At 40.0% G+C, this 20,806-nt stretch carries 26 protein-coding genes; 20 read left to right on the forward strand and 6 right to left on the reverse strand.

Annotated features, from left to right (window positions below; all coding sequences use genetic code 11):
* Positions 1-8: 8 nt before the first annotated feature.
* From WC819_04965 to WC819_04995, 7 genes are all read left to right on the forward strand, one after another.
* Positions 9-530, forward strand: a complete 522-nt coding sequence (locus WC819_04965) for a hypothetical protein (GenBank protein MFA5986667.1) — start codon at positions 9-11, stop codon at positions 528-530.
* A complete protein-coding gene (locus tag WC819_04970) occupies positions 518-646 on the forward strand; it encodes a hypothetical protein (GenBank protein ID MFA5986668.1) in 129 nt (42 codons plus the stop codon). The genes WC819_04965 and WC819_04970 overlap by 13 nt, the downstream gene beginning before the upstream one ends.
* 10 nt (positions 647-656) lie before the next feature.
* Positions 657-1,127: a hypothetical protein gene (locus tag WC819_04975; protein ID MFA5986669.1), complete on the forward strand. Its 471-nt coding sequence runs from the start codon at positions 657-659 to the stop codon at positions 1,125-1,127.
* 195 nt (positions 1,128-1,322) lie between these two features.
* On the forward strand, positions 1,323-1,994 hold the full coding sequence (locus tag WC819_04980) for a hypothetical protein (GenBank protein MFA5986670.1): 672 nt from the start codon (positions 1,323-1,325) through the stop codon (positions 1,992-1,994).
* A 200-nt stretch (positions 1,995-2,194) separates the two neighbouring features.
* Positions 2,195-2,704 (forward strand): hypothetical protein, encoded by a 510-nt coding sequence (locus WC819_04985; GenBank protein ID MFA5986671.1) that lies wholly within the window; start codon positions 2,195-2,197, stop codon positions 2,702-2,704.
* Positions 2,705-2,882: 178 nt separating this feature from the next.
* A complete protein-coding gene (locus WC819_04990; GenBank protein ID MFA5986672.1) occupies positions 2,883-3,050 on the forward strand; it encodes a hypothetical protein in 168 nt (55 codons plus the stop codon).
* Positions 3,051-3,673: 623 nt separating this feature from the next.
* Complete coding sequence (locus WC819_04995; GenBank protein MFA5986673.1) at positions 3,674-4,849, forward strand: MFS transporter; 1,176 nt, start codon at positions 3,674-3,676, stop codon at positions 4,847-4,849.
* A 184-nt stretch (positions 4,850-5,033) separates the two neighbouring features.
* Here WC819_04995 and WC819_05000 read toward each other — a convergent pair whose 3' ends face one another.
* Positions 5,034-6,350, reverse strand: coding sequence for a radical SAM protein (locus WC819_05000; protein ID MFA5986674.1), 1,317 nt, complete (start codon positions 6,348-6,350; stop codon positions 5,034-5,036).
* A 230-nt stretch (positions 6,351-6,580) separates the two neighbouring features.
* On the opposite strand from WC819_05000, the gene WC819_05005 reads away from it, so the two are divergent.
* The gene (locus tag WC819_05005; protein ID MFA5986675.1) at positions 6,581-7,201 is read left to right on the forward strand and encodes a GDSL-type esterase/lipase family protein; all 621 of its coding nucleotides are present in this window, start codon (positions 6,581-6,583) and stop codon (positions 7,199-7,201) included.
* Positions 7,202-7,270: 69 nt separating this feature from the next.
* Here WC819_05005 and WC819_05010 read toward each other — a convergent pair whose 3' ends face one another.
* Positions 7,271-7,750: a nucleoside 2-deoxyribosyltransferase gene (locus WC819_05010; GenBank protein MFA5986676.1), complete on the reverse strand. Its 480-nt coding sequence runs from the start codon at positions 7,748-7,750 to the stop codon at positions 7,271-7,273.
* A 340-nt stretch (positions 7,751-8,090) separates the two neighbouring features.
* On the opposite strand from WC819_05010, the gene WC819_05015 reads away from it, so the two are divergent.
* The 9 genes from WC819_05015 to WC819_05055 all read left to right on the forward strand — a co-directional run bounded on the left by WC819_05015 (position 8,091) and on the right by WC819_05055 (position 14,299).
* Entirely contained in the window at positions 8,091-8,621 is a 531-nt protein-coding gene (locus WC819_05015) for a class I SAM-dependent methyltransferase (GenBank protein MFA5986677.1), read from the forward strand.
* Positions 8,622-8,639: 18 nt separating this feature from the next.
* A complete protein-coding gene (locus WC819_05020) occupies positions 8,640-10,061 on the forward strand; it encodes an extracellular solute-binding protein (protein ID MFA5986678.1) in 1,422 nt (473 codons plus the stop codon).
* Between the two features lie 8 nt (positions 10,062-10,069).
* Positions 10,070-11,224, forward strand: a complete 1,155-nt coding sequence (locus WC819_05025) for a lytic transglycosylase domain-containing protein (GenBank protein ID MFA5986679.1) — start codon at positions 10,070-10,072, stop codon at positions 11,222-11,224.
* Between the two features lie 137 nt (positions 11,225-11,361).
* A complete protein-coding gene (locus tag WC819_05030; protein ID MFA5986680.1) occupies positions 11,362-11,820 on the forward strand; it encodes a hypothetical protein in 459 nt (152 codons plus the stop codon).
* A gap of 19 nt (positions 11,821-11,839) precedes the next feature.
* The gene (locus WC819_05035; GenBank protein ID MFA5986681.1) at positions 11,840-12,109 is read left to right on the forward strand and encodes a hypothetical protein; all 270 of its coding nucleotides are present in this window, start codon (positions 11,840-11,842) and stop codon (positions 12,107-12,109) included.
* Between the two features lie 330 nt (positions 12,110-12,439).
* Positions 12,440-12,784 (forward strand): DUF2523 family protein, encoded by a 345-nt coding sequence (locus tag WC819_05040; protein MFA5986682.1) that lies wholly within the window; start codon positions 12,440-12,442, stop codon positions 12,782-12,784.
* Positions 12,785-12,876: 92 nt separating this feature from the next.
* On the forward strand, positions 12,877-13,224 hold the full coding sequence (locus tag WC819_05045; GenBank protein ID MFA5986683.1) for a pilin: 348 nt from the start codon (positions 12,877-12,879) through the stop codon (positions 13,222-13,224).
* Positions 13,225-13,263: 39 nt separating this feature from the next.
* On the forward strand, positions 13,264-13,611 hold the full coding sequence (locus tag WC819_05050) for a hypothetical protein (protein MFA5986684.1): 348 nt from the start codon (positions 13,264-13,266) through the stop codon (positions 13,609-13,611).
* A gap of 85 nt (positions 13,612-13,696) precedes the next feature.
* Positions 13,697-14,299, forward strand: coding sequence for a TrbC/VirB2 family protein (locus tag WC819_05055; GenBank protein ID MFA5986685.1), 603 nt, complete (start codon positions 13,697-13,699; stop codon positions 14,297-14,299).
* A 66-nt stretch (positions 14,300-14,365) separates the two neighbouring features.
* Here the strand turns inward: WC819_05055 and WC819_05060 are convergent, their stop codons facing one another.
* From WC819_05060 to WC819_05075, 4 genes are all read right to left on the reverse strand, one after another.
* The gene (locus tag WC819_05060; protein MFA5986686.1) at positions 14,366-15,658 is read right to left on the reverse strand and encodes a hypothetical protein; all 1,293 of its coding nucleotides are present in this window, start codon (positions 15,656-15,658) and stop codon (positions 14,366-14,368) included.
* Between the two features lie 10 nt (positions 15,659-15,668).
* A complete protein-coding gene (locus WC819_05065; protein MFA5986687.1) occupies positions 15,669-16,331 on the reverse strand; it encodes a hypothetical protein in 663 nt (220 codons plus the stop codon).
* A 251-nt stretch (positions 16,332-16,582) separates the two neighbouring features.
* Positions 16,583-17,068, reverse strand: coding sequence for a hypothetical protein (locus tag WC819_05070; GenBank protein MFA5986688.1), 486 nt, complete (start codon positions 17,066-17,068; stop codon positions 16,583-16,585).
* Between the two features lie 42 nt (positions 17,069-17,110).
* The gene (locus WC819_05075) at positions 17,111-17,743 is read right to left on the reverse strand and encodes a hypothetical protein (protein ID MFA5986689.1); all 633 of its coding nucleotides are present in this window, start codon (positions 17,741-17,743) and stop codon (positions 17,111-17,113) included.
* 358 nt (positions 17,744-18,101) lie between these two features.
* Between WC819_05075 and nusA the strand changes: the two genes are divergently transcribed.
* The 3 genes from nusA (at position 18,102) to WC819_05090 (ending at position 20,796) form a co-directional block, all read left to right on the forward strand.
* Entirely contained in the window at positions 18,102-19,490 is a 1,389-nt protein-coding gene (gene nusA / locus WC819_05080; GenBank protein MFA5986690.1) for a transcription termination factor NusA, read from the forward strand.
* 196 nt (positions 19,491-19,686) lie between these two features.
* Complete coding sequence (locus tag WC819_05085) at positions 19,687-20,217, forward strand: inorganic diphosphatase (GenBank protein MFA5986691.1); 531 nt, start codon at positions 19,687-19,689, stop codon at positions 20,215-20,217.
* A gap of 225 nt (positions 20,218-20,442) precedes the next feature.
* Positions 20,443-20,796, forward strand: coding sequence for a four helix bundle protein (locus WC819_05090; protein ID MFA5986692.1), 354 nt, complete (start codon positions 20,443-20,445; stop codon positions 20,794-20,796).
* Positions 20,797-20,806: the final 10 nt, after the last annotated feature.

Below are 20,806 nucleotides of genomic sequence, written 5' to 3' on the forward strand. Positions count from 1 at the left end.
GGATAAATATGAAAAAAGAAAAAAACATAGAATTAATTTATTCTGAGGTAAAAGAGAGATTAAATAGGCAGATAGATTCCATAGATCAGGTGGCAGTTAAATTTAATTTTTTACTTGCGCTTAATAGTATAATATTGGCTTCACTCTTACAATCTAACCTTTTAGGATCTCGAAAGGAATGTATTTCATGGATGATGTTTTTTGCAGTAGTGTGCTTTTTTTTATCAATCCTATTTGACTTGAGAGGGCTAGTTATGCAAAAGTATAGACGAGATCCTGATCCACAAAAACTTTATGAAGGATATTTCAACAAATCAAAGCAATATACTCAAGAAGTCTTAATCATTAATTACGTGCATGCTTTCAATGAAAATGTGAAAAAATTACATCATGTTAACAAATTTTTTGCTTATTCAATATTTTCTTCCTCTATTGCTTTAATATTTGTTTTTATAAATTTAATTAATCCTAATTTAATTTTCATATGGAAAATGATAATAAAGATGATGTGTCAGATATGCCAAAGTTAGAAACTGAAGATGAAACGCCAAAATTTGATCCGAAACTAGTTAGCTATGAGGAAAAGGGTTATGATCCACATAGTAAAAATGTAAAGAATTTTTCGAAAAAGGACGACAGTGAATAGTTGTATATAAATGACAATCCTAAAAAAATCATATTTGAAGAACAAGGATGAAGATCTGATTCATCTTCGAGCAATAAAATTTGGGATGAATTTTCCTAATGGTTTTATGTATGAACATTTTAAGAAGCGATACGAAACACATAGAGTGAATGATTGGAAAATTGTTGATGAATTTTTGCAAGAAGCATATAATAATAAAAATGGAACTTCTAACCGAATCACTCCATTTGTTTTGCTTGAGAGAGGGCCAAATGGGAACGCAGATACTTCAAAATATATATTGAGTTATGAGGCATATTTTAATTATTTGGCATATCGAAATGCAAAGAGGACTATTTGGATTGGTGTCGGAGCAATAATAGTTAGCGTAGTATTGTCTTTATTAACTTTTATTGATAATACATATGAAGACAACAATAATAAAAAAGATGAAAGATATCACTATCAAAATATTTTCAGAGGCTCGCAAAATTGCAAATGAAAAAATGAATCAAATATAGTGTTATTAATTAGAAATTTGACAGAAAATATCGTTTGTTATCAAAAAAGTTCCAACATCGTCCCACACTCCCCGCACAGATTTTAAGTCCAAGATAATGGGACTTTTTGATGGGGAAGTTTGTCATTTTTAAACAAGGTCATATAATGAATGCATAAACATAATAAGGCATGCATCATGGATAAGGCAATAGAGAAAAAACCAACTGCACTAGATGTTAAACTAAAGAAAAAACTTGACTTACTTCGACGTTATTGGTTTGCATACAAGCGAGCGCATCATGCCCTTTTAGGGGAAATTGAAGAAAACCAAATACTCTTACAGTTTCATGAGTGTAGAAAATTTAATACTTGGCAATTAAATGAGGCATTATATAGATACGCTGAATCTTCGATAAGTGCTCTATTTTGGTTGTTTCCAGATATGAAATACAAGGATTATCCTTTTGTACACAAATTCTTGAGGAAGTGGCGTAATGGAAATCAGCATGATGAACGAACGGATTTTTTTCTAAATGATGGAGGTTTTCAATATAATAATAAGAGGCATGATTTACCCTTAGGGTATAATGTGCTTCCCGTTTTCAATCTAAATAAAGAACTAAAAAAAGTTGTGAAATCACAGTTTGGTTCGGATAAAATTGCAACGGATGCAACAGTGGTGGAATTGGTTAAAAATCATCATATATTTATGGTTAAAAAATTTAATGAATATGAAGCAAATCTAAATAAAGAATTGCCAAAGAAATATTTGCAATCAATTGTGCAGGAACACATGACGATGTATGGGGGAGTGCATGATGAGTTTGTTTCGGAAGATGATTTTTGGAAAGGAGAAATTAATAAATAATAATCATTTTACTTTTGATAAAATGATACTGTTTTATTCATCAAAAAAGTTATAACATCATCCCACACTCTCCACCAGTTGCTTGCGAAGAAGATTTAGAACAGCTCGTTTTTACGGGCTGTTTTTGTATGGGGAGATAGAGATGTTGATTTTTTTGTGATACAGTTAAAATAATAGTTAATTTTATTAACGTAAACCATATGAAAAAAATAATATACTTTTTTATTGCTGGATTTATAATTGGACTGCTAATTTCTCCTGTAGCTGGAATGGCAAATAGCGTTACGAGGAACTTGATTTTGGGGATGGCTTCTGATGTAACTATTTTGGCAATGGCGGATAAAGTTAACGATAACAAAAATTCAGATGAGCAACTTAATACAAAGATATCGGATCTTCAATCTATTGTTGATAATCAGAAAACAGAACTTGCAAATTGTCAGCAGCAAATAGATTTACAGAGTGCAAAAATAGAGGAATCAGATTTGAAAAACGAAGGAACGCAAATTAAAATAAATAATGAAGTCGAATGTAGAAAATTGTATTCAGATAATCAAGAATGTAACACGCCGTCTTTTAGGAGTGAATTAGATTTTAATAGAATGATTGAGTCATACAAAGAGGGAATGCCAGATAAATGGAAATCTTATAGGGATGAAAAGCTTATTGTATTTAAAAAGTGTCAAGAAATTATTAAAGAATGCGGATAATAAACCAAAAAATCTCCACCATCGTCATGTATCATGCGATGCATGACGCAGTCTCACACTCCCCGCTAACAGAAAATCCTATTATCATGTAAATGACAATGGGATTTTTTGATTGGAGATGAATATAATGGCTTTTTGTACTATACTTAGTCTAAGTAATATGTATAAAATATTGATTATGGAAAAGATCAGGGTGGAACAACATGGATTCACTGCTTTTTCGTGGTTTGCCGGATGGCTTTTTACTATTGGATTTCTCCAGCTGACATTTTGGAAGGGCGTGTTGGCAATTTTGTTATGGCCATACTATATCGGCGTGGCGATCAGTCATGTGCTCGTTCAGTAAATTTGTGCAAGATTATATACATTGCACATACATACTAAATTACAGAAAAAGCATCGTTCGCATGTAATAAAAAACTGCACAACCTTGATAGGTGGTGCAGTTGGGAAGAGTGTCCTGGCAAAAGTCAGGTCATGCTATGACCGGATCATTGTCCGTTCGAGACGTGGGATGGATGACCTTTTTGGTCTGGGGGATTCATTATTAGGTTTTTCATGTACAAACAGTTGATGCCCAGACCTCTTTTAACTGCAATCTCTTTGATTTCACAGTTTTTGCCATCCGGGCAGGTTTCACATTTGTGGAGCGATTCTTTTTCAGTGGTTGTCATGTCGTCCTACTCCTCTTGTGGATTATTTTTAAAAAACATCAATACTGATGTATGCATTTTGACGCTTTATGCTAACATAATTATTATTGGTCGTCAAAATTGTTGAAAACAGCACGTGCGAAATCATTTTATGGTATGCTGGTCATGGAGTATTATAAAAACTATGAAAAAAATAGTGATCATTGTAGGTGGTGTCGTTTTGATCCTGGCGGGGAGAGCATTCTAACTATTTTAAGTTATTAGTAAATCGTACCCCATTTGTTATAATGTTATTAGCTATTAAGAGGATAATCCAATGCTAACAAAAAAAACTGGAGCAAGACCCCACAATATATTAATAATGTACATATCTGCTGTGTTTGGTGGCATGCTTTTTTTCCTTCCTATTCTTGCCCTTTATTTTGAAAAACATCTTTTTACGGTCACAAATATTGCCTGGGTTTTTTCTATCGAAGCAGTAGCAGTTGTTTTGTTTGAGGCACCTACTGGGGCCATAGCTGATTTATTTGGAAGAAAATTAACCATGATGTTAGACTATGCTGTAACTCTTTTGTCAATAACTTTTTTATACATTGGAGGAAGTATGTACATGTTTGTGGCATATGCTGTATGCAACGCTTTGGCGATGAGTCTGAGTAGTGGCGCAGAAAATGCGTTGATATATGATACTCTCAAAGAAGAGGGAAGAGAGCATGATTATAAAAAGGTGATTGGGATCTATTACGCGCTTTGGCCAGCCGGAGGTTCGATTGCTGCGGTTATTGGCGGTTATTTGGCGGAAAGCTCTTTAAGGGCACCAATCTTTGCTTCTTTTTTCCCTGTTGTGATTGCACTGGTTTTGCTTTTTTTTATCAAAGAGCCATTTTATATAAAAGATGGTCAAAAGAATATTTTTAAACATATTTTTATTTCTCTGAAAACTGTTACAACTAACACGCAATTAACGATATTGTTCGTTGGTGGATTTTTGTTGTATGCATTCAGTGAAACTATTCATCTGTTAAATCCTCTTTTTTTCAAATTTAAAGAAATTCCTATCGTATATTTTGGCTATATATTTGCACTATCGCTCATTCTCTCGTCATTTGGATTGTATTTGTCCCATACCATTTCAAAACGTTTTGGTAATAAAAAAACTCTGATTATTTTGGTGCTCCTTCTGTCCATTTCAACTATAATGGCAACTCTAACACATCAATATATAGCTGCATTACTCCTTATTATCCCTTCTTTTTTTGTTGGTTTGAGAAACCCCATTATCAATCATATGATTAATATCGAAGTAGCATCAAACCAAAGGGCAACCGTCAATTCTCTCTCCAACCTTGCAAACAAGGTTGGCATTATCATATTTGCTCCATTGGTTGGTTATTTGGCAGAACTCTATACAATAAATACAGCCTTTCAAATTAGCGGAATACTTTTGATAGCCATCCCTCTCATTTTTTTGCCATTACGTGAAAAATGTTAGATGCAAAAAAAATACAAAAAACCGAAGCCTCCTAAGAAGCTTCGGGAAAGGATAGTGATTGGCTCTATCTCATAGAACGATGCATTGACTGGTGTGACCCGGTAGGTTTCCTATGGATCGCAGAAGCTTGCTTGACGATTTTTACTTCTGTTCTTTTGGATTTTCTTTTCATTGCGATGTCTCCTTATCTTTTTCCATAGACATAGTTTAGTTTTACGAGCTCAGGTATCAGCCATTTTTCCGTTATGCAGTGGCCAAAATGATATCCTCCTTTTTCGTTATGTGCTTGGCCAACACAGCCTCCCGCACAAATAGGAAGCAATTTACAATTATTACAGCCATCCAAGTCAAGAGGATTTCTCGACATCCAATCATAATATACATGATTAAAGTTAGGATTTGCTGTACCATCCCCAATATTTCCAAATCTATGTTCTGTGTTTCCAACATAGTTTAGGCAAGTGTAGAGATCGCCAAAAGGGTCTATTGCTAAATTATTAGTCATTTGATTCCCGCAATACACAAGAGAATCATAAATATCAATGTTGGCAACAGCAAACCCACGTTTTAATGCTTTTTCCCAAAGCGTTGGTGCAAATTTTGCAAATTCTTGGTCTGAATATCCGCATAATTTACACTCCCTGTTGGTTAATTCGTGTATAGGTTTGAAACTTAGTTCAATTTTTTTAAGACCAGACCGTTCAATTTCAGAAAGTAATTTGTCAATTGAACCAGTGTTGCTTCGATCAACATTTATTCTGATCATTGTAGACAAACCATTGTCCTGTAAAAGTTTTATGTTGCCAAGAATGAGATCAAAAGTTCCTTTTTTTGCGAGGACTTTTTTCTCATTATGATAATCTCGAGAGCCGTCCAAAGTTATAAGGGGCTTGTCAAAATTATATTTCTTGAGTTCGTTGATAATCTCTAAGGTAAGCAATGTGCCGTTTGTAAATGCAGTACAGTTGAACTCAATGCCATTATTCATAGCAAAACTATATATTTCCCTAATGATATGTAAGCCGATTTTTATGTTGAGCATCGGCTCACCACCAAATAAAGTAATAATAATTTTTTTTACGCCAATGTCACGGCTCCAATTTGTTATAAACTTGACAGTTCTGTTTGCGGTGTCTAAATCCATATACTTTTTGAACATTTTGCTCAATTTAGACTTTTGCCCGTGTCCCTCATAGCAATATGGACAGCTCAAATTGCACGCATATGTTGTCAAAATTATAAACTCTGCTGTGTCGCTGTGATATTTACTTTTTTGATGATTAATGAGAAAATACTTTTTTTCATCAAAAAGTTTGTCAACAATGATCCCTTGTGCCTTTAAGATGCTAATGGTTTTAGGATCTATCCCAGCAAAATCATTTTGTTCAATCCGCTTGGCAATTTCTGAGTCAATCTCAGTAATGGAGTGTCTAAGCGCATTAAATATCAGAGTTGCAGTCGGGCCATTTGAAACAAGGTGGTTATAGTAAGACGCTTTCACGATGATCTCCTCTGTAGATTGTTAATGTGCAATATTTTTGAATTCTTTTATCCAAACAGTAGCATATTGATATTATTTATACAAATGGCATATCATCGTTATTTCGCACTAGAAATATAAAGGATTGATTCTTAGTAGTCTTTCATTAAAAAGGATCAATAGGTTTTTTACATGGGTGGAAATGTGAAATCATTTCATGGTATGCTGGTCATAGAGCATTATAAAAAACTATGAAAAAAATAGTGATCATTGTAGGTGGTGTCGTTTTGATCCTGGCGGGGTGGTATTTCTTTTTTACAAAAAAGGTGGATATCACAAATATGCCGCCAAAGAATGAAACAGTCGTTGTCTTTGGAGACAGCTTGGCGGAAGGCGTGGGCGCGACAGAGGAAAATGACCTCGCAAGTCTGATCGCAAAAACGACGGGAAAGGCGGTCATAAATCATGGAAAAAGCGGAGATACGACGCGAGACGCTTTGGGGCGAGTGTCACAAGTTTTGGAAAAAGATCCTGGCGTAGTCCTCATGATCCTTGGTGGCAATGACGTACTCAAAAAAATCCCGAAAGAAGAGACTTTTCAAAATTTGGAAAAGATGATCCGTTTTTTTCAAGACAAGGGGTCAGTGGTGATCCTTGTCGGTGTGCGAAGCGGTGTGGTCGGTGATGGGAGAGGGGATGATTATCAAGCACTTGCGCAAAAAACCGGTTCCGTGTATGTCTCGGATATTTTACAGGATGTTTTTGGGAAGAGGCAATATATGTCGGATGCAGTCCATCCCAATGATGCGGGATATGCCGTGATCGAAAAAAGATTGTCATCCATTATAATGGAACTCTTTGACAATCGTTGAATGGCAAAAAAGAAAAGGCAATATTCTCGTGTGAGCATATTGCCTTTGGTCGTGCAGACTCTTTATGACTTACGCTTGGTCATAAGATTCCATGAGGGCGATGTGAATTCTCATGGCGAGTGCACGGTAGTAGGGCTCAACCTGATCCAGTTCTGTAAAGAAACAAGGATCATAAATAAATGTTGTTCCTCTTGCGTTAAGCATGGCGTTGACGCCCAATTCTTTGGTTAAATCCGTGCGAAAATCAGTGCGATACACGATTGCTTTGCCGGTTGCAGTGATCGCAATACCATATTCAACACACGTGCCACTATCTGTATCAGGTCCGTCGGCATTACCTACATATGCGACTTCCGGATCGGCACAGATCTTTCGACAGCTTTCGACAATTTCGCTCACATTAAAAAATTGACCGTCAAAGTGTGTGAGAGCTTCTCTCTGGGGCAAAATGATCTCATAACCCAGAGATTTCAAATGTTTCTCCAGATAAAGATTGTGAAGTCTTTCGCCGGCATTGAAAAGTCCGCCAGCCAGGTATAATTTTTCCATGCACTTTCTCCTTTTCTTTGTGAGAATATTTTTTAGAATTAAAGAACGACTATATTTCTGTGACTAGAATTTATATCATTTCTGCCAGAGAAAGTCAATTTCCCATATTTGCGAGTTTGAAAACCTCATTTTTACAAGCATATGTCATTCCCGTGAAAACGGGAATCCAGAAGTATCTCATGTACGATAAATGTCGCTACTAGATTCCCGTTTTCACGGGAATGACAAGGGGGTTTTCAGATTGGCGGTCAAAATCTTATGAGAAGCAGGTTTTCTTTGGGTTCGCAATTGTTTTGTGGTATAATTAGGGACAATTGTACTGGTATTTAAAATAAAAAATATGCATGCAGAAGATTTGGTGCTTGAACCGGAGAAGTTACTCAAAGAATGTAATATCATGGAGGCGGACAATGTGGCGGATTTTGGGTGTGGTCCGGGGATTTTTTCCATTCCGTTGGCACGGTTGACCAAAGGTACAGTTTTTTGTTTTGATGTTATGGAATCCGCTTTGGAGGCGGTCAAAAATCGCGCACAGGTCATGGGACTGCACAACATTGTGACGCGACGATCAAATCTGGAGAAAGTACAAGGATCCGGATTGGATGATGCGTCGATCAATCATGTGGTGATGCGCAAAATTCTCTTGCAAAACGAAGATAAGATGGCACTTTTTGTCGAATCGCGTCGCGTGTTGAAAATTGGCGGTAATTTATTGGTCGTGGGCTGGGGCGAAGACGTGATCAAGGGATTTGGGATGGAGAAGCGCATTCCGCCGGAAGCAGTTGTCGCTTTCGCGGATCAAGCGGGTTTTTCTCATACACTGGAGCTGGATGCGGGACGATATCATTATGCCTTTATTTTTACCAAATAATTATTTGAATGTATGTTTATGAAAAAAGTTATTGCCCTTGTGACACTTTTTGCAATCATGACTTTTTCCGGCTTTGGATGCAAAGGTGCCGACAGCTCATATCAAGTACAACTTGATGTGTGGGGGACGTTTGATAACTCCAATGCATATACGGAGTCTTTTGATGAATACAATAAGATCAATCCAAACATTTCTACGGTCAGTTATCGCAAGATCACATTGGAATCGTACAAAGAGGATCTGCTCAGTGCACTTGCTGCCGGGACGGGACCTGATGTGTTTATGATCCATAACTCATGGTTACCGGACTTTCAGGATAAGATCGTGCCGGTGCCGAACACAATGATCAATGAGCAGGACTTTCGCAATAATTTCGTCGATGTTGTCGCAGATGATATGATCGTTGATGGGAAAATCTACGGTGTGCCGATGTCAGTGGATTCACTAGCTCTCTATTATAACAAGGATATTTTTAATGCGGCGGGAATCACGCGACCGCCACGCACATGGAAAGAATTTGACACAGCAGTGCAAGCACTCACGCGTATTGATGAGTTCGGCAATATCACACAAAGCGGTGCGGCGATCGGTACGTCATATAACACAAATGGTGTGATCAATGTCAATAGGGCACCGGATATTTTGTCACTCATGATGATCCAGGGCGGTGCGCAAATGTCAATCGCTGATGGCAATCGTGTTACGTTTGGAGAATCTAGTTCAATAGATGCGGGATCAAGCACTCCCGGAGAAAAGGCGTTGGAATATTACACGAGTTTTGCATCTGCAGGAAAGCCAAATTACACATGGAATAAAAATCAAAATTATTCTATCGATGAATTTTTTGAAGGAACAACGGCAATGACGATCAATTACTCATATCACTATGACACAATCAAGGCGAAAAATGCAAAATTGAATTTTGCCGTAGCTGATGTGCCACAAAATTCTCTTGACTCCGTGGGTGATCAAGCGGATTTTGCAAATTATTGGGTTTTTGTGGTAGCAAAAAACAAAGCGCCGACGCAGTCAACCGATCCCAAGGCGGTGGTAATTACCGATGCTATGCGTGTGCATGAGGCATGGCAGTTTTTGCATGCGATTGCATTTCCATCAGAAAAGGGTGTCGCTTTGACAAATGCGATCAGTGGTAAAGCGCTAACATATATGCCGGAATTCGATCTCACAGAAAAATATCTCGAACAAACGGGAAAGCCGGCCGCAAGGCGTGACTTGATCGAAAAGCAGAAAACAGATGTGAAGCTCGGCGCTTTTGCGCGCGGAAATCTGATCGCGCGTACATGGTGGCGATATAATGCAGATGCGGTTGATGGAATTTTTTATGACATGATCGATCGTGTCAATACGGGACAAATGGGTGTGCATGAATCTCTCATGCTTGGTCAACAGAGGATCCAACAATTGCAACCGTTAAATTAGTGAAGAATATGGTTCTCAAAAAAGTCTTCTTTGCGATCATGAGCACCTGCTTCCTCATTGGTCTGCCGACCAGTGTATCTGCGGCAGGCGTTATTCTCGTCAATTGCGGTCGCAAAGGTCAAAATGCATGCACCATCTGTGATCTCATCTACGGCATTCACGGCGTCATCAAATTTCTCGTTGAAGTGATCGGCATCGCCGGTATTGTCGTCATTACTGTTGCCGGCATCATCTATATCGTTTCCGTCGGAGATTCCGGCATGACATCACTGGCCAAATCCGCGGTAAAAAACACGCTCATCGGTGTCATGGTCATGCTCTTTGCATTCATCTCGATCACATTCATCCTCAATAATGTTTTTCAAAATGAATCATCGGATCTTAAACTATCTCAAAATTATTTGACTGGCTTGGGGAGTAATGCATGGAATTTTAGTTGTGAAGCAAAATCGTCGGGCACTACGACAACACCGGGCACAACAACACCAGGTACGACAACGCCTGGTACGACTGACCCCGGAACCACAGATCCAGGTGGCACTGATAAAGGGGATTTAGGAACATTGTCTAAAAATTGTGATAAATATGACAGCTCTTTTAATAGTGCGGCAAACGGAAATAAAGACACGGCGTGTCTTTTGAAAGGTATAGCAATGACAGAAAGCGGGTGTAATCAAAATGTTGGCAGTAGTTCAGCTGGATCGGTGGGCTTGATGCAAATCAAGCCTGAAAATGCCGGTGGTGCAAATTTGAATGATGCAGACGCAAGTATCAAGAGGGCAGCAGAACTATTAAAATCAAACCAAAGTCAGATCAATAATTATTCGTATTTTAATGCAAGTGATGGTACGGGATTGGGCACGTCAAAAGAGTCATTTCCGGATGGGAAATCATATTATTCGGGTAATGATGATCTCATTGCATCCTATAATGGCGGGGGTGGGACAAAGGCAAGCGCGGGAAAACTTGGACCATTTGCCGAATCGGAAGGATGCAAAGGTCGCGCAGGCTATCCGGATCGTATGCCGGCATGGCAATGTCAATATTATAAAGACGGGACAATTGAAGGTGCAACAAGCGATCCGGGTAAACAAGGCTATAAAGAAACACGTGATTACGTACAAAAAGTGCAAAATTATCAGAAGCAATGCTTGGGCGGCTGATGGTTATGTAAGTATTTTATATAAAAAAGTTATCAGATCCGGCTGACAGTTTTTTGTTTGTGAGAAGAATAGAAAGAATTTTTGCTTTTTAGTGAGAAATGCTATAATACACAGCATAAATAGCCAAAACAAAATTCATGCCTTTCAGAAAAGTCTTCTTTGCGATCATGAGCACCTGCTTCCTCATTGGTCTGCCGACCAGTGTATCTGCGGCAGGCGTTATTCTCGTCAATTGCGGTCGCAAAGGTCAAAATGCATGCACCATCTGTGATCTCATCTACGGCATTCACGGCGTCATCAAATTTCTCGTTGAAGTGATCGGCATCGCCGGTATTGTCGTCATTACTGTTGCCGGCATCATCTATATCGTTTCCGTCGGAGATTCCGGCATGACATCACTGGCCAAATCCGCGGTAAAAAACACGCTCATCGGTGTCATGGTCATGCTCTTTGCATTCATCTCGATCACATTCATCCTCAACAGTGTTTTTCAAAATGAATCATCGGATCTTAAACTATCTCAAAATTATTTGACTGGCTTGGGGAGTAATGCATGGAATTTCAAATGTACGGCAGAAAGTACCGGAAAAAATTAATTTTTTTTGTAATTAACGTATGTGGGCAATCAATGATGTGCAAGCAGGTGTGATCTCGAACGCACCGACAATCGGCTCTATTTTGGATAAGGTGCTTCTGTTTGTGATATCAATTGTCGGTGCATTGGCGATGATCGGTGTGATCGTGTCGGGTATTATGTATATGACGTCCGGCGGAGAAAGCAAACGTGTCTCGCAAGCAAAAAAAGCATTGACCGCAAGTGTGATCGGATTGGTTGTGGCGATATTGTCGCTGATCATTGTAAAAACGGTCATCGGTTTTTTTTGATAAATGCAAAATCAAGCAAATCAAATATTAGAGCGTTTTCGTAAGTACGGTTTTCTTTGTAGGAAGTCGAAGCATGGAGATCAGGTCTGTGTAGCGTCATGGATTCCGGATCAAGTCCGGAATGACAAAGAGAGTAGGTAGTCGGATCGATCAGGCATGAAATTTAGTAAGCGTTTTTTGTATAGATTTCAAAAATATTTAATTCTATCTTCGCAATAACCGTGAAAAAGGTGAATCATTACTCAAATTGAATTTGGTATAAAAATGAAATTGTGAGATAATAGAACGTATGAAAAGTAAAAAACAAAAAAAGAAAGGAGGTGTATGTAAATGATAAAAAAAATAAAAAAAGCATTTTATGCTGTTTCATCGACAATGCTTCTCGCACCTGCAGTGGTCATGGCACAGTATCAAAAACCGGCAGATCCAGGAGGTGTGCCGACAGCAACAAGTGCTGATGATCTGATCGTTACGATCATCAAGTGGTTGCTTACATTCCTCGGTTCATTGGCAGTTCTCATGATCGTTGTGGCTGGTATCATGTATATCACATCAGGTGGCGACGAAGGTCGTGTGGACAAAGCAAAAAGCATACTCACATCTGCGATCATTGGGTTGGTAGTCGCCCTTCTCGGATATGTGATCGTGTTGACCATTGGCAATGCATTGAACTAAATATATTACACAAAAAACAAAGGGCATAAACCCTTTGTTTTTTTGTTTGCGACAGTGTATAATAAAGGCAACAAAAAAATTAAAAAAAATATATGCGAAAAATTATTTCTTTTTTTACATGGGCGATATATCTTTTGATCCCGATGATCACGCAAGCGGCCTCAGGGATCACAGCACCAAAAGTTGAGGGATTGCCAAGCGGAGAGTTTGCGCCTATCTTGGGCAAAGTGTTAAATTTCGTCACGAGCCTGATCGGGGGATTGGCATTGCTTATGATCATTGTATCGGGCATTATGTACATGACATCCGGTGGAGACAGTGGTAAAACTGACAAAGCGAAAGAATGGCTCACAGCATCGATCATCGGCCTGGTGATCGCACTATTGGCATATGTGATCGTGACGGTCATAGGAAAAACACTCGGCGTCAGTGGTTGGTAACAGTGTCAAATTTTTTGCATAAACACTAAATACAAAAAAATGAAAAAGATCATACAGAAAATTTATGTACTTCTCATGCCGATGGTCATGGTGGCGCAAAACGCATATGCAAGTGTCACAAAACCGGAATCGTATGGCTTGGTGGAAGCGACCAGTTTTTCAGATATAATAGAAACAGTGATCATGTGGATATTGACATTCGCAGGATCGCTTGCTGTGCTCATGATCGTTGTCGCCGGTGTCATGTACATGACGTCGGTAGGGGACAGTGCCAAGACGGACAAAGCCAAAGAATTACTCACGGCATCGATCATCGGGTTGGTGATCGTACTGGTGGCATATGTCATTGTGGTAATCGTAGGTGAGGTGCTCGGTGCAGGTTGGTAGTAATGGTTGAGTGATGATTTATACAAGGTCGTTTCATAAGTAATTTTTTATCATTATAATTTAGTATTATTTTATATATACCTCTATGCCATACAAAAAAATCATGTATCCTCTTATCATCCCGATCATCGCATGTGCGTTTGCCGTGGGTATCTGTGTAACGGATATTCATGCAGTAGAAAGCGGAGAATTCAAAAACCCACTTAGCGAAAGCACTGTCGAGGGCGCATTGGGCAAAGTGCTTACGGCGGTGCAAGGGATCATCGCAATTCTCGCGGTGCTGATGATCGTGGTGGGCGGTCTCATCTATATCACGTCGGGAGGAGAGAGCGGACGTGTCGATTTGGCAAAAAAGGCGGTTACTGCGGCAATCATCGGTCTGGCCATCGCCTTGGCTGCACCGGCACTGCTAAAAGAGATCTATACAATTCTTGGAGGTACTGCGCCGAGTACGGTGACGGTTGATCGCACGTTGACCCAGATCATTGAGGAGGCTTTGAAATTCCTCTTGAGCATCATTGGTACGTTGTCTGTGATCATGCTCGTGGTGGGTGGAATCATGTACATCACATCAGCAGGGTCAGATCGTGCCGATATGGCAAAAAAGACGATCCAATATGCAATCATCGGACTTGTCGTCTCACTGCTTTCTCTCGTGATCGTGACGCAAGTCATCAAAATTTTCTAAAAAATATATTACAGAAAAAAGAAAAGACGGCTGTATGCGTTGCATACGACCGTCTTTTGTTGAGGTTTATTTATTGGGAGGAAAAATTTGCTTTTCCACCAGGAATATGGCATCCCCTTCATTTTTGGAAAAATCTTCAGGGATTGTACTGTGCATGTTCGGTTTGAACGATGCTTTAACCACTTTTCCTCCACAAGAAAATTCATGAGTTCTCACGCTATTCGTGACCCCATTGACTTTGATCAGTTGGGCAAGTGGTGTGTACCGTGAGTCCTCCAATGCTAACTTCTGTGCATAAGATCGCCCACCTGGCTCAATGTAACTCGTAGATCCTTTGTCAGTAAAATACTGATAGTATCCACGTACACATTTAATGCGACACAATCCCTCACCTTCTGGAACAGTGATGGATACCGTTGTCCAATCTGGATTGTTGGGAGTATATTTCATCTCACCAACAGGTGTCCATACCGGTTCAGGCTCGTCGACAAATTTTTTACCGATGGCATTTTTGATTTCTCCAGCTTTTTTGAGCGTGGAGTTGATTATGCCTTTTTTCTGTCGCTCCGCCTCTTTCGTGATAATCTTGCAAGCCATTTCACTTTTCTTACAAAGCGTTTCTTTATTGGCAAAAACTTCGTCACTCGTTTCACCGCGCAACTTGCAAAGATTTGTGAAAGCCTCAGCTGTTTCTGCGTCATCTTTTGTCTCAATGTCAACGTCACTTTCATGACGCGATTTGAGAGTGTTTTCTAGCGTGTTTCTTTGCCTCTCGATTTTTTCAGTGTAGATATTTGCACCCGGAAAAAATCCGAATACATCATACATCTCTACTGGATATGCAAATACCAGGCATTTAATGAAACCGTAGATGCCAAGCCACAAAAATGCTTGCCAAATGGCTTTGCGCGGTTTTTGCATCGCGATGTTCCAGATAATACACGCAATCGTTGCAACAGTAAATGTCACAATGATTGTTGTATTATTTTTTGTATGAAACTGAAACAACGACATGACCAGTAGTGGCATGGCAAAAGCGATAAGGACATAGATCCAAATGTTTTTTGCTATGCTTTGTACCTTTGCGATATCCTCACGCGCATTTTGACTGCCAATTCCCGGCAACATCGAGTAAATATAGCCGATGAGTGCCGTTAATGCCAATACAATTGGACTCCATTGTACAAAAACAACAGTAGCAATGGATCCAATAAACATTTTTCCAACAAGTGCCAGATTACCACTGGCATTCGCACTGTAGGCAATCAGCATAGTTGTTCCCCAGACACTTGCCATTGTCACTAAGACAAAGACATATCCGAGAAATGTGCCGATTGCGTAACCAAATATTCTTCTCATGGTCTATCTCCTATTTTGGTAGCGTGTTATAGAAATGGATGAATGTTATGATCGCTAAGAATGTTCCAATGCCCAGAATGCCTAATATAACGATGAGCGTAGTATTTAGGGTCTTGGCTGATTTTTTTACATTTTCAAACATTTTTGATGGATCGTCAGGCAGTAAACCGCCAACAGCCATTTGTCTGTAAATGCGTTTTGCCTCGACTGGGTCACAATTAACCTCCTGAGCGAGTTTCTTCAGAAAGTCCATGCGGTGGTCTTTTTCGGTGATTGTGCGATCACGATTGACTGTGAATGCTGTATCGCCTTTCTTTTTGACCGCCTGAAACTTCTTTGTGACTTGCCGAACGTCAAGTCCGACAACGATCAGGCGAAAATACTGTTGTGACATCCGGCGATACCTTTCGGCGATGAACCCATCTCCGTCTGGAGGGAGGTTTTCGAGAAAGATCGTCAGAGAGGTTTTTTCATCGGGGGTTAACTGATAAAACAGTTGCGCCCAGATCCGTTCATCCTCATTGGTAAGCCACGCAGTAGCGCCTGGTTTTTTTTCTTCGGGCTTTTTTTCATCCTTTTTACCACCACTTTTTTCATCAGATTCTTTTTTCATCTGAGAAATATTTACAATAGTGTTAAAAGCGGTTAAAGCACGGTCTATGAGTTCAGTCATGGTTTTCATTTTAGGTCTCCTGTGTTATGTAGATTATTGAATTTTTAAGTAAACTAAACGTTTTTACAGCCCGAGGCACGATGCGTGTACTCTGATACTGTAGTGGTCCATTATATCACATTTCGGATGTTTTGTCAACAAAAAACATCTGATTAAAAAAACGTGCTTGAATTGATTTAAAAATAATCTATGCCCATAAAAAGAGAAAGAGGTAGAAACTGTAACAGTTTCTACCTCTTTTTGTGGCGTTTTCACGTCTTTTTTGGGTTTTTGAGATATGCAGCGGCAATTAGAACACCGCCAAAAATTCCAAATCCTGCACTGGTCCAGGAAAAGTTGATAAATGTCAGCAGGCCAAATACTCCTGTGACAACCATCACCATATTCAACCCAAACGTGAAATATTGTTTGAGTAGATTTGTCCCAGCTTCGATGCCACTCATTCCTGATTTTGTGGCACCATAGGCGACTCCGGCGACTCCCACACGAAAAATGTATTTTCCGTATAGAAGCAAGATCAGAATTGCAAGCATCGAAATGATCCAAAAGGCAAAGTTGATACTCTTGAATCCATTTACAGTTGCCGTGATCCCAATGGCAATCATTACAGCAAATCCAATGATGCCAAAAACAACGAAACGATAGAGAGGACTTGTTTTTTCAACAAACCATTCTTCCATATTGGTTATGTTTTCTCCATGAATAATGTGTTTAAGCAAATCAATGAGTGCGGACATAACTATTCCTCCATGAAAAATAGACTTGAAAGTCGAGTGACATCACTTTTTTTCTTTGGTAAAAGATTTAAAAAGCAAATCAAGCGGTCCTTTGCTGACACGTTCTTTGCGTTTCTTACGTGCCTCAATTTCCTCGGGAGTTGGTGTGAGTGCGGTTAAGATTTCACCACATACATCATTGATTTTACTAACTCGTTCCGTTAGAATGTCGGAACTAGTGACTGACGCTTGAAGCGCCAGTCTCAATGTGTTTTCATCCATTTGCAACCATGATTTCAGGATGCTGATGCCATGGGCATTGATAGCGGTGATGATTTCTTCTCCGTGTGTATTATCGATCTGTCTGGTTTCAGTCCGTCCGATACATAACATAGCATTTTTTCTTACAGAGGCACTTTGAGCATTGAGAATTGTGAGGAATTGTGACATCATCACATTTCTTTTGTTGATGTCGGATTCCAGTTCTTCGGATGCTTTGGCCAATGCTGTAAAAAAGAGCGTGTTGTGTCTCTGGTCGCGTCCTTTTGCGTCAGCTTGCAGGCAACCATTGGAATTGGTCAGTGATGCGTTTTTATTGCCAAACAAGTGTTTGAGTGTTTCAATTCCAGCATAAATACTGCCGATAATTCCAACGCCCATTTTTAAACTGTTTCCCGCTTTTTTTAGATCAACCATTACATAGCCCTCCTAGGATTATATGAATTTTTTAAGTTAACAAACGTTTTTACAGCCTGAGGCACGATGTGCGCACTTTGACTGTAACCGTTCATTATATCATATTTTTTATGTTTTGTCAAACGTTTTTTGGAGGGCATAAATTTGACATTTTTTGAGGGGGTTGCTACAATGTGGGTACGAAATGAGATGATTTCTGCATGATTCGGGTCGGTGAGACGCGAATTTTTTTATTAAAAATGAATGAGAGTCGATAGATTTCGGCTCGGAGGCCGGAATGACAGGAGCAAAAGATTGGCTCAAATCTTATTTAACAGGGTAAACTATCATGTATATAACAATTTAATACAAGAAACATATGGCAAAGGCAAAGAAAGAGGAACAGAGAAATGCATTTAGTGATTTCACGGGTGCGATGACTGCACTCGCAGAAGAAAAAGGGATCGCAGTGGATGAGGTGATGGAAACTGTCGAAACAGCAATTGCGGCGGCGTACAAAAAAGAATATGGCAAGCGCGGACAAAACATTCGTGCGGAACTCAACAGTGTGTCCGGTGACATGAAGTTTTATCTTATGAAAGAAGTGGTAGATGAAACGACGCGTGAGTTTATCGATCCGAATGCTGTGGAAGAAGAGGCTCCTGTATCTGAGGTGCAAGATATTATCGTCGATGAAGAAGAGCAAGAAGATCGCAAGCCACGGTTTAACCCGGAGCGCGATATTACGATCGCTGACGCGCGTGAGCGTTATGGTGCTGTGGAGCTGGGTTCTGTCGTAGAGGAACAGCTGCCTTCATATACCGAATTTGGTCGAGTGGCGGCGCAAACAGCAAAGCAGGTGATCATCCAGCGCATCCGCGAGGCGGAACGCAATGCGATGTACAGCGAATACAAAGAAAAAGAAGGCGAAGTGGTCAACGGTACAGTGCAACGTGTGGAAGGCAAAAACGTTTTTGTGGATTTGGGCAAATCAGTGGGTGTGCTTTTCCCACGGGAGCAAGTGCGTGGTGAAAGATACAATGTAGGACAACGTATCAAGGTGTATGTGGAGAGTGTGGAGTTGGATCCAAAGGGTCCCGGTATCAAGTTATCCCGTGTGCATCCGGATCTCATCCGTCGATTGTTTGAATTGGAAGTGCCGGAGATCTTTGCCGGTTCTGTCGAGATCAAGGCAATTGCACGTGAAGCGGGATCCCGTAGCAAGATCGCAGTGTACACTGAGGAAGAGGGCATTGATCCGATCGGATCATGTGTAGGGCAGAAAGGCACACGCGTCAATGCGATCATTGAAGAATTGGCCGGAGAGAAGGTTGACATTATCGAGTGGAATGAAAAAACAGAAGATTTCATCACAGCGGCACTTTCTCCCGCAACAGTTTTGGGCGTGCGTTTGAATGAGGAAACACACAAAGCGACGGTCATTGTCCCAAATGATCAGTTGTCACTCGCCATCGGCAAACGCGGACAGAACGTGCGTCTCGCAGTGAAATTGACGCATTGGGATCTGGACGTGATCAGTGCGGACGAAAGTCGTGTGCCGGGCGCAAATGTAGAGGTTGAAAAAGAGGTGGCAAAAGAAGATGTGCCTGCAGAAGAGATCGCGACGGAAGAAGTAGTTGTGGAGGAGGAAAAAGTTGCAGAGGAAACAACTACAGAAGAAAAGCCAAAGGCAAAAAAGAAAGCGACAAAAAAAGTAGCAAAGAAGGCAGCAAAGAAAAAAACAACAAAGAAAAAGGAAGAGAAATAGACAATTTAGACGGGTAGACTATTAGACACGCTACGCTTTAGACAGGTAGACTGTTAGACAAATAGACATGTAGAAAGGTCTACAAGTCTACAAATCTAAAGCGGTAGCGTGTCTAGTAACGCAGTGTGTCTGAAACGTAGTGTGTCTAAAACAAGGTGTGTCCAATATTATATTAATTTAATAATGATCAAAATATATGAACCTATGGCATGATGTTACTCTCGGGAAAAATGTACCGGAAGAATTCAATGTGATCATCGAGATCCCGAAAGGGTCAAAGAACAAATACGAGATCGACAAGGAAACCGGTCTTATCAAATTGGATCGCGCGATGAAGACAGCGCAGGATTACCCGTTTGACTATGGTTTTGCACCGCAAACACTATGGGACGACAATGATGCGTTGGATGTGGTTGTGTTGACGACATATCCTCTCGCGCCGAGTATCTTGGTGCAGGTACGACCGGTCGCTGTGATGCGCATGATCGATGGCGGCGATAGCGATGACAAGATCATCGCTGTGCCTGTGGATGATCCGCGATGGGATGATGTAAAAGATTTGTCAGACATCAACAAGCACACAGTCAAAGAAATCCAACATTTTTTTGAGACATATAAACAAATTGAGAAGAAGGAAGTGATCGTTTCCGGTTTCAAAAACAAAAAGGCCGCAATGGCCGCTGTGGTACGCAGTATGAAAATTTACAAGAAGAAGTTCAATAAATAGACAATTTAGACGGGTAGATTATTAGACAAGTAGACACGCTACGCTTTAGACCGGTAGACTATTAGACGGGTAGACACGCTACGCTAGTAGACGGGTAGACATGTAGACAGGGGTCTACAAGTCTACAAATCTAAAGCGGTAGTGTGTCCAAAACGCAGTGTGTCTAATAGCGTAGTGTGTCTAAAGCAAGGCGTGTCTAAAAACATAGTGTGTCTAAAAAAATATATGAACCATCGTTACGAAAAACTTACTGTGTGGCAAAAGTCAATGGATTTGGTGGAGGTAATTTATTGTGTTACTCAAAAATTTCCACTGAATGAACAGTACGGCTTGTCTGCACAAATGCGACGATGTGCCGTTTCTATTCCTTCAAATATTGCAGAGGGAAGTCGTCGTAATTCCAATAAAGATTTTCATCATTTTGTTACGATGGCATTTGGCTCTGGAGCAGAGCTTGAAACGCAACTGCATATATCAAGGAGATTGCATTATATAGAAGAAGTTGATTTTCAAAATACAATTCGACAAATCACAGAAGTGATGAAAATGATCAATAAATTTAGATCTGGATTGAAATAGTGCAAAAGAA

The organism is Parcubacteria group bacterium (genome assembly GCA_041660065.1).
Lineage (GTDB): Bacteria > Patescibacteriota > Minisyncoccia > Moranbacterales.